This is a genomic window from Helicobacter sp. (genome assembly GCF_029067145.1).
Classification (GTDB): domain Bacteria; phylum Campylobacterota; class Campylobacteria; order Campylobacterales; family Helicobacteraceae; genus Helicobacter_D.
This window is the reverse complement of the sequence record NZ_JAIEFA010000075.1, coordinates 1-7,825: the sequence shown is the minus strand read 5'-3', so window position 1 is coordinate 7,825 and position 7,825 is coordinate 1. Positions and strand designations below refer to the sequence as shown.

General features: G+C 37.5%; 9 protein-coding genes. 2 read left to right on the top strand and 7 right to left on the bottom strand.

Annotation, left to right across the window (positions count from 1 at the left end; genetic code table 11):
* Window positions 1-73: 73 nt before the first annotated feature.
* Complete coding sequence (gene hypF / locus K2N75_RS07530) at window positions 74-2,425, top strand: carbamoyltransferase HypF (RefSeq protein ID WP_300120257.1); 2,352 nt, start codon at window positions 74-76, stop codon at window positions 2,423-2,425.
* Window positions 2,426-2,550: 125 nt separating this feature from the next.
* Here hypF and K2N75_RS07525 read toward each other — a convergent pair whose 3' ends face one another.
* The 4 genes from K2N75_RS07525 to K2N75_RS07510 all read right to left on the bottom strand — a co-directional run bounded on the left by K2N75_RS07525 (window position 2,551) and on the right by K2N75_RS07510 (window position 6,209).
* Complete coding sequence (locus K2N75_RS07525; protein ID WP_297681544.1) at window positions 2,551-3,390, bottom strand: c-type cytochrome; 840 nt, start codon at window positions 3,388-3,390, stop codon at window positions 2,551-2,553.
* A 12-nt stretch (window positions 3,391-3,402) separates the two neighbouring features.
* A complete protein-coding gene (locus K2N75_RS07520; protein ID WP_297681546.1) occupies window positions 3,403-4,629 on the bottom strand; it encodes a cytochrome bc complex cytochrome b subunit in 1,227 nt (408 codons plus the stop codon).
* 9 nt (window positions 4,630-4,638) lie between these two features.
* Complete coding sequence (gene petA / locus K2N75_RS07515) at window positions 4,639-5,142, bottom strand: ubiquinol-cytochrome c reductase iron-sulfur subunit (RefSeq protein WP_297681548.1); 504 nt, start codon at window positions 5,140-5,142, stop codon at window positions 4,639-4,641.
* 377 nt (window positions 5,143-5,519) lie between these two features.
* Window positions 5,520-6,209, bottom strand: a complete 690-nt coding sequence (locus K2N75_RS07510) for an ion transporter (protein ID WP_297681549.1) — start codon at window positions 6,207-6,209, stop codon at window positions 5,520-5,522.
* 43 nt (window positions 6,210-6,252) lie between these two features.
* On the opposite strand from K2N75_RS07510, the gene K2N75_RS07505 reads away from it, so the two are divergent.
* Window positions 6,253-6,390, top strand: a complete 138-nt coding sequence (locus K2N75_RS07505; protein WP_297681550.1) for a hypothetical protein — start codon at window positions 6,253-6,255, stop codon at window positions 6,388-6,390.
* Here the strand turns inward: K2N75_RS07505 and K2N75_RS07500 are convergent.
* The 3 genes from K2N75_RS07500 to K2N75_RS07490 all read right to left on the bottom strand — a co-directional run bounded on the left by K2N75_RS07500 (window position 6,387) and on the right by K2N75_RS07490 (window position 7,669).
* Entirely contained in the window at window positions 6,387-7,028 is a 642-nt protein-coding gene (locus K2N75_RS07500) for a hypothetical protein (protein ID WP_297681551.1), read from the bottom strand. The two genes, K2N75_RS07505 and K2N75_RS07500, sit on opposite strands and share 4 nt — an antisense overlap.
* A 68-nt stretch (window positions 7,029-7,096) precedes the next feature.
* Window positions 7,097-7,303 carry a hypothetical protein gene (locus K2N75_RS07495; RefSeq protein WP_297681552.1) on the bottom strand — a complete coding sequence of 69 codons (207 nt, stop codon included), beginning with the start codon at window positions 7,301-7,303 and terminating at the stop codon, window positions 7,097-7,099.
* Window positions 7,304-7,312: 9 nt separating this feature from the next.
* Window positions 7,313-7,669, bottom strand: a complete 357-nt coding sequence (locus tag K2N75_RS07490; protein WP_297681553.1) for a hypothetical protein — start codon at window positions 7,667-7,669, stop codon at window positions 7,313-7,315.
* Window positions 7,670-7,825 lie beyond the last annotated feature (156 nt).

Genomic DNA, 7,825 nt, shown 5'->3' with positions numbered 1-7,825 from the left:
AAACAAAACAGACCATTCAAAAAGCCCTCCCAACCCTCCACTTCTAAGCTATGAATTTCGCTTGCAAGGCGTAGTGCAAGGCGTGGGATTCCGCCCTTTTGTATATAGAATCGCGACCAAACACCACCTGAAAGGCTTCGTATGCAACGATACGCAAGGAGTTTTTATCCTCGCACAAGGAAGCAAAAAAGACTTAGAAGCCTTTGCAAAAGATTTACAAAATCCTCCAAAAGCAGCAAAAATCTTGCATTTCTCCCAAAATCCTTGTCCCACGCATAAACTTTATCAAGATTTTACGATTCAACAAAGCAAACAAAGCTCTCTTTTAAGTGCCACGATTCCAGCAGATATTGCGCTTTGTCAAGATTGCTTAGAAGAATTGCTTGACCCTAATAATCGCCGCTTTGGCTATCCGTTTATTAGTTGCACAAATTGCGGTGCGCGGTATAGCCTCATCTCTGCCTTGCCCTATGATAGAAAAAATACTGCAATGCAAAAGTTTAAAATGTGCAAAGAATGCCAAAACGAATACAATAATCCAAATTCACGCAGATTCCATTCAGAAATTAACTGCTGTCAAGTTTGCGGACCAAAACTATTTTATACTCATCGTTTAAAGGATTTTATTGCCGCAAAAGAATTCCTAAAAAGCATTCCCGATTCCGAACTCTATGAGAGAGCAAAGGCACACAATCTACATTTTGCACACAATCCTTTAGAAGAGGCGATTAAGGATTTAAAAAAGGGCAAAATCTTAGCCATTAAAGGAATTGGGGGCTATGCGCTTGTATGCAATGCGCTCAACACCGAAGCAATCACACTTTTAAGAGAGCGCAAACACCGCCCTAGAAAGCCTTTTGCGATTCTATGTAAAGACTTAAAAATGGCGGAACATTATGCGCAATTAAACGCAGATGAAAAGGAAATTTTAACCTCACCGATTGCTCCGATTCTACTTGCAGAGGTAAAAAATGCGGAATCTCATACTAAATCCCACGCCCTGCCACTGCACTGCATTGCCCCAAATCTCAAGACTTTAGGCATTATTCTGCCTTATACGCCTCTGCATTATTTACTAACTAAAGCATTAGACTTTCCGCTGATTTTTACAAGTGCAAATTTGAGTGGAGAGCCTATCATCAAAAGTTTTAATACAATTATAGAACGTCTAGGCGAGGTATGCGACGGAATCTTATCCTATAATCGCGAGATTCTAAACGCAATAGACGATAGCTTAATGCAATCTTATCATTTAAAAGAAAGGAATCTTTTGGAAAATTTCCAAGTTATGCGTCGTGCTAGGGGGTTTTTATGCGATATTTCTTTGCCACATTTTGCAAGCAATTCTCAAAATTTCATTGCCTTAGGAGCGCAACAAAAAGCAACTTTTTGTTTGCACTTCCGCAACAAAACCCTTTTAAGTCCGCATTTGGGAGATTTGGATAATCCATCAAGTCTCAACAATTTTGTTAATACACAACAACTTTTTTGCGCACAATACCAAGCAAGTTTTAAAACCTCTGTATTGGATTTGCACCCAAACTACACACAAAGAGATTTTATAGATAAAAACACACAAACCCACTTCGTCCAACACCATTTCGCACATTTGCTTTCTAATATTGCAGAAAATTCCATTGAACACGAAGTTTTGGGTGTAATTTTTGATGGCACAGGCTATGGAGTAGATGGCAAAATTTGGGGTGGCGAGTTTTTGAAATGGAATCCCAACAAGCCTTTGGAATTTTCTCGTATTGCGCATTTTGATAATTTTGCACTTTTGGGAGGCGAAAAAGCTATCAAAGATATTAGGCGACTTGGTTTGGAAGTCCTTTTTAGCACTTTTAAAGAGGATTATGCGAAATTGAATCTACCCTTATTAGAATCTCTCAAGCAAGAATTTGGGGAATCTATCTTGGAAGCTTTCTATCATTTTCACCAATCAGACAAAAAAATACTTTGCAATTCTGTGGGAAGATTATTTGACGCGGTAAGCGCACTTTGTGGAGTTTGTTTGAAAGCAGATTATGAGGGAGAGGGGGGAATGATTTTGGAATCTCTTGCCGCAAAAGATAAAACTCCAAAGGCTTATCCTTTTAAAATAAAAGATAATCTTATCTTATGGCAATTTTTAATTCAAGCCATTTATCAAGATTTGCAAAATGCGATTCCTTTAGCGCAAATTGCACTCAATTTTCATTATACTTTAGCACAAATCATCGCAACAATTGTGCAAGATTCTGCGTATATTGCACTTAGTGGCGGATGTTTTCAAAACAAACTCTTAACACAATTGACATTGGAAGCCCTAGAGGGCAAAAAAGTCTTTTTGCACCATCAAATTCCTTGCAATGACGGCGGTATTAGTTTCGGACAAGCTTATTATCAATGTCTATCCGTACGAGATTCCCACCCACAAGATTAGCAACAATGAAATCTTTGTCTAATTTATAAGAGCAATAAGGATTTAACTTTATTTTATTGAGTTTTTTGCAAATTATAAAAGTTAAGAGAGAAAAGCAAGGAGAGAATCCTTGCTTACTTTAATGCTTAATGCACATCGTGCCAAATTTTGCGCTTCCACAAATAAGCAACAACGCCCATAATCACCATAAAAATAATGAGTTTGTAACCGAGTGCTTCGCGTTCGTCTTTCTTGCTATCGCCCACAGATTCCATATAGGCAACTACTTGATTTTCTGCTTTTTCAGTCAAACCTACGCGTGGCATTGCAGTTCCTGCAAGTCTTTTTTGTGGGTCATTAATGAAAGTATGCAAATAATCTAAACTGCGACTACGAATCATCATAGACAAATCTGGAACTTTAGTGCCTAGATAATCTATCATACCACCCTCTGCACTCCATTTGTCATATCGCACACTATGGCAGCGACCGCACGCGTCAATAAACACTTCTTTGTCGCTTAATTCTTGAGGAGCAATACTACGCAAATAAGCAACAATATCCGCAATCTCTTGCTCACTCATCCAATCATAAGCTGGCATTGGGTGATTACCATCAAATTTATGTGTTTGCTTTGTCGCAATAGCAATATTTTTTACCACATTACCTAAAAAGTTTTTCTCATAAATCAATCCAGCGGAGGATAAATCCGGCGGAACAACACCATAAGCCGCAAGAGCATCTTCTGGAGCAAATGGAGATTCCATACCTTCAGATTTGATAGAGTGGCACGCAAGACAATTTGCATTGACGACTTCTTTACCATTTGCTGCATTACCCTCTGCTATAATCGGTTTCAAATCGGCAAAAGTATAATCTGCAGGAGCAACTTTTGGATACATTTGACCATGTGCAAAAGGTTCAACACCCCAATAAATAATCCCTGTCAGCACAACAACAACGATTAATGCTAAGAATTCTTTCATTCTCACTCCTCCTTAATTCTGTTTGTTTTCAAGTTTGGTTACAATTGGTAAAAATACAAACAATAATGCCAAAAACGCAATTGTCGCAGCAAAACCAATATAAGCATTCACGCCTGTTGGAGGAAGCTTGCCCCAAATCGTCAAAACAATCATATCTATTACCAAAAGCCAGAAGAAAATCATAAATCCGGGTCGTTTGTGCGCAGGCGCAACTACATCACTGCGGTCCAACCAAGGTAACAACATAAACACGACATTTGCGATTCCAAATGCAATCAAGCCCAAATCTGCACTAAAGAAGAATCCACGCAAGATTTCATAACTCCACAAGAAATACCATTCAGGATAAATATGCGGAGGAGTTTTTAGATGGTCGGCTGGGTCAAAGTTAATTGGGTCAAGCGCAAAAGCAAAATGATAGCAAGTCAAATAGAATAAAATCGCTAAAAAGAAACTTGCGACAAAGAAATCTTTTGACAAGAACATAGGCCAAAATGGAATGACTTTAGACTCTTTTTTGTTGCCTGCTTTATACTTTTCGGCTTCTTTTTCAAAGTCTAATTCTTCGCCATAAGCGTTATTAACATGTGGAATCCTTAAAGAATAAAAATGCACTGCAATCACAAGCATAATCACAACAGGTAACAACACAACATGTAACATAAAGAATCTTGTCAAAGTCGCGTCTGCCACGATAAAGTTACCACGAATCCATACAACCAAATCTGCCCCAATTACAGGGATTCCGCCAAACAAATTAGTAATAACAGCTGCTGCCCAATAACTCATTTGTCCCCAAGGAAGCATATAACCGCTAAATGCCTCTGCAGAAAATAAGCCAAAAAGAATCATACCTGTAAGCCAAATCATTTCTCTTCCGCGTTTATAGGAACCATAATAGATTGCAACAAACATATGAATATAAATAACCAAGAAGCAAACAGACGCGCTCACAGCGTGTAAATGTCTCCACAACCAACCATACTTCACTTCCTGCATAATCGTATAATTCACGCTATCAAATGCAAGTTTAGTATCTGGCTTGTAATACATCAATAAAAATAGTCCAGAAATCACCAAAAGACTGAACAAGACTACCAAAACAACACCCATTGCCCAAAGGAAATTGATATTTTTTGGAATCCAATATTCTGTCATTAAAACTTTCATCAAAGGCTTTACTGCCAACCTTTGGTCTAACCAATCAATAATGCCATCTGCTTTATGAATTTGTGCCATTGTTACTCCTTATGCCTTACCTACAAGTTTTAAGTATTCAGGACCTTCTTCACCAAGCACCAATTTATCGCCCTCAATTTTGAAAGGCGGAATCGCCATTGGAGTTGGAGGAGGACCAAATACATTTCTACCGCAAGCATCAAATCGCCCACCATGGCAAGCACAATGAAATTCTGTGGTTTTAGAATCATAAGAAGGAATACAGCCCAAATGGGTGCAAATTTGAATACCCAAACTATAATCTGCATTGCCTACAACTACATCTCTTTCTTCACATTTCTTCATTTCTGCAGTTTTTTTGATAACATAAACAGGTGTGCCTCTATACTCTACTTGTCTATATTCACCCTCTTGCATACTGCTTAAATCAATAGTTGTGAAACCAGCTGAAACGACACTTGGCAGCGGGTCCCAAGAAGATTTCATTGCAACTAACGATGCGCCAACACCCACAGCTGCAATCCCTCCTAGAGCCATACCAAGGAAATCTCTACGATTGACATTCTCTGCCATCTATTTCCTCCTCTATTAAAACAATTCTTAATTTTTTCGTTAAGAAACTTTATATTTTATCAAAAGAAAGCTTTATTTTTAAAAAACCTTGCGAAATTCTAAGGCAAAAGCTAAAAAATGTTTCAATTATGCAAAAATGTTATGGAATCTTGCCAATAAAGTTTGCAGAATCTCACAAAAACAGAAAGCTCACCGCCCCGTCCTTGCGAACAAATTGAAGTAATCTATATCTTGAAAATCAAAGGTTTTGTAATGGAATCTTTACAGAGATTCCACATTATAGTTTTGCACTAAAGCAAGTAGTGCGTTGCGTAGCAACTCTCCCAAACCTGCACAAATGCTTCACATTTGCACGCTACGATTCCAATTTACCGCATTCACTTAGCTTTCTGTGCCTTTAACTCATTAATGCTATCTATAATCACCCCAATAACCATATTTAGCACAATAAAAGTCGTGATGATGATAAAGCTAACAAAATACGCCCAAGCATAAGGAAAAATTGCTATTGTCGGACGTGCAACAGCCTCACTCCAACTATCCCCAGTCATCACTTGGAATAAAGTATAAAGACTGCGCCCCAAATCTCCAAAATATGTTGGGTTTGCCTCACCAAAAAGTTGTGTGCCAAGACAGGCATAAATGTAATAAACAATCAATATCACAACTCCAAGACACGCGACACTAGGGACACTTCTTGCAATAACAGCGAGGATAAATTGCAGTTGTGGAATGACCGAAAAAAGTCGCATAATCCTAAGCACACGAAAGAGTCGCAGCATAAGGACATTACCACCAAAAAATGAGGAGAATGAGCATAACACTAGTGTCATATCAAAGAGATTCCAACCGCTTTTAAAATATGATAGGCGCAGTGCAATCAGCTTAACCACCATTTCAAGAACAAAAAAGTATAAGCAAAAGGTATCACACAGCAGAAAAATTTCGGTAAGTTTCGCGTCTCCTTTCACACTTGATAGACTTAAAGCACCGATACACAAGGCATTAAACACTACCACAGCAGCAATTACAATCTGTGTCCTTTTAGATTCTATAAAGTCTTTCACATTTAAACTCCAAATAGCTTTTAAGTATTTATTAGGTTTTGCAATGGAATCCCTAAATAAGCACAATATTATAGATTTGCGGCTCAAAGCGGGTGAATTTGCTTACGCAAATACACGCCACGATTCTACAAATGGAATCTCGCAAGGACATAGGTATGCTAATATCCACCACTTTTTTTAGTTGGTTGAAGTTGTATTATCTATAAACTTACGCTCTTGTTCTGGTATGAATTGAAATAGTTGTGGCGTAGGGTTTAAGTCTTCTAGGGATTTGACTCTTGTTTCATCAAAAGTTATAAGAACTCCAAGTATTCCTCCTTCTTCATAATGTTTGTAACTGAATTTTTCCACTGGGGCGCAGGTATTCTCAAGGAGTTTTTTGGTACGATTTATTTTTAAGGTTGATAACTCTTTCGCCTTGGCTTTTGCAAAATCTCTAAACTCGTAGTAAAGGTCTTCTAATGCATTATCATCCAATTTTGTTTTATAGCCGAGCTCCCCGTTATCAAATCTTCCACCATTTGCGACTACTGCAAGTCTTTTTATAACACTTCTATTTAGCATTATTCTGTCGTATTTTTTGGGAAGAGAAAGTTTCATCTTTTCCAATAAATTAAATCCCGCTACAAAATCATAAAAATAGCAACCAGGACAATACATAGGATAAAGTTCGCTAAACTCAACGTGGTAGTCATTGTCGGCAATATGACCCCCATTAAGGAACTTGATATTTGCGTTTCTCAACCATCTATTAACATTGCGTTGAATTTGCTCAGCATCCGATGCCTTACTAAAGTCGAAATGTTCTTGATCAATCATCAAACCCAAAAGTTTTAGAGTATCTCCAGAGCAGACAAAATTTCCTTTATCGTCTTCCGAGTTGAATCCTACACTATGAATTTGCCAAAACCTGAAACTTCTGATGGAGTGGAAAATTGCGTGAGATAGTAGTTTATTTTATCCGTCTCTCCACTATTCCAAAATGAAAAATGGGCTCTTCCATCTATTGTTTTTTGAAAGAGTCTTTCCTCTGCCCACAATTTCCACAACATTAACCCACAAAAAAGAATCACAATAGATAATAATTTTTTCATTGTTTCTCCTTATAAGTATTTTTCTATTAGATTTACAAGTTTCTTACTTTGTTCTTGCAAATAGTGAGTAACTTCTTTTTTGTTGCCATCTTTACCTACATCAATCTTGCAGTTTTCTAAAGATTCATCAAAATCTTGTTTGCCATTTTGTGTTGCAATATCTTGCCAAAACTCCACTGACCCGCTATCACACCTTCTTCTTGTTGCAAACACACAAATATCAACCTTGTTTTGATACATTTCTCTAAGGGCATTTTTGTAGTTGTCCTCTGCAACTCTTTTAATATCTCCCGCACTGATAAACACAATAGATTTACCATTGCGCTCAATGATTGCTCTGAAATCTCCATTTTCCAAGTATTCCAAAAACTTTAATTGCGCCCTTTGCGTTGTTGGTGTTGATTGTTTATTTTCTAAAAGTTTCAAAAAACACAATTATAGTGGTTTTCCCAACATTTTCCTTTCCTTTAACCTGTATAAAATGATTAATTTGAATCATTTTTGTTCCTTTATGAAATAAAT

What these genes read in the sequence shown, in the direction of transcription:
- K2N75_RS07525 (WP_297681544.1), bottom strand. Translation starts at nt 3,390, where the DNA reads ATGAAAGAATTCTTAGCATTAATCGTTGTTGTTGTGCTGACAGGGATT.
- K2N75_RS07495 (WP_297681552.1), bottom strand. Translation starts at nt 7,303, where the DNA reads ATGAAAAAATTATTATCTATTGTGATTCTTTTTTGTGGGTTAATGTTG.
- petA (WP_297681548.1), bottom strand. Translation starts at nt 5,142, where the DNA reads ATGGCAGAGAATGTCAATCGTAGAGATTTCCTTGGTATGGCTCTAGGA.
- K2N75_RS07520 (WP_297681546.1), bottom strand. Translation starts at nt 4,629, where the DNA reads ATGGCACAAATTCATAAAGCAGATGGCATTATTGATTGGTTAGACCAA.
- K2N75_RS07505 (WP_297681550.1), top strand. Translation starts at nt 6,253, where the DNA reads ATGGAATCCCTAAATAAGCACAATATTATAGATTTGCGGCTCAAAGCG.
- K2N75_RS07500 (WP_297681551.1), bottom strand. Translation starts at nt 7,028, where the DNA reads ATGATTGATCAAGAACATTTCGACTTTAGTAAGGCATCGGATGCTGAG.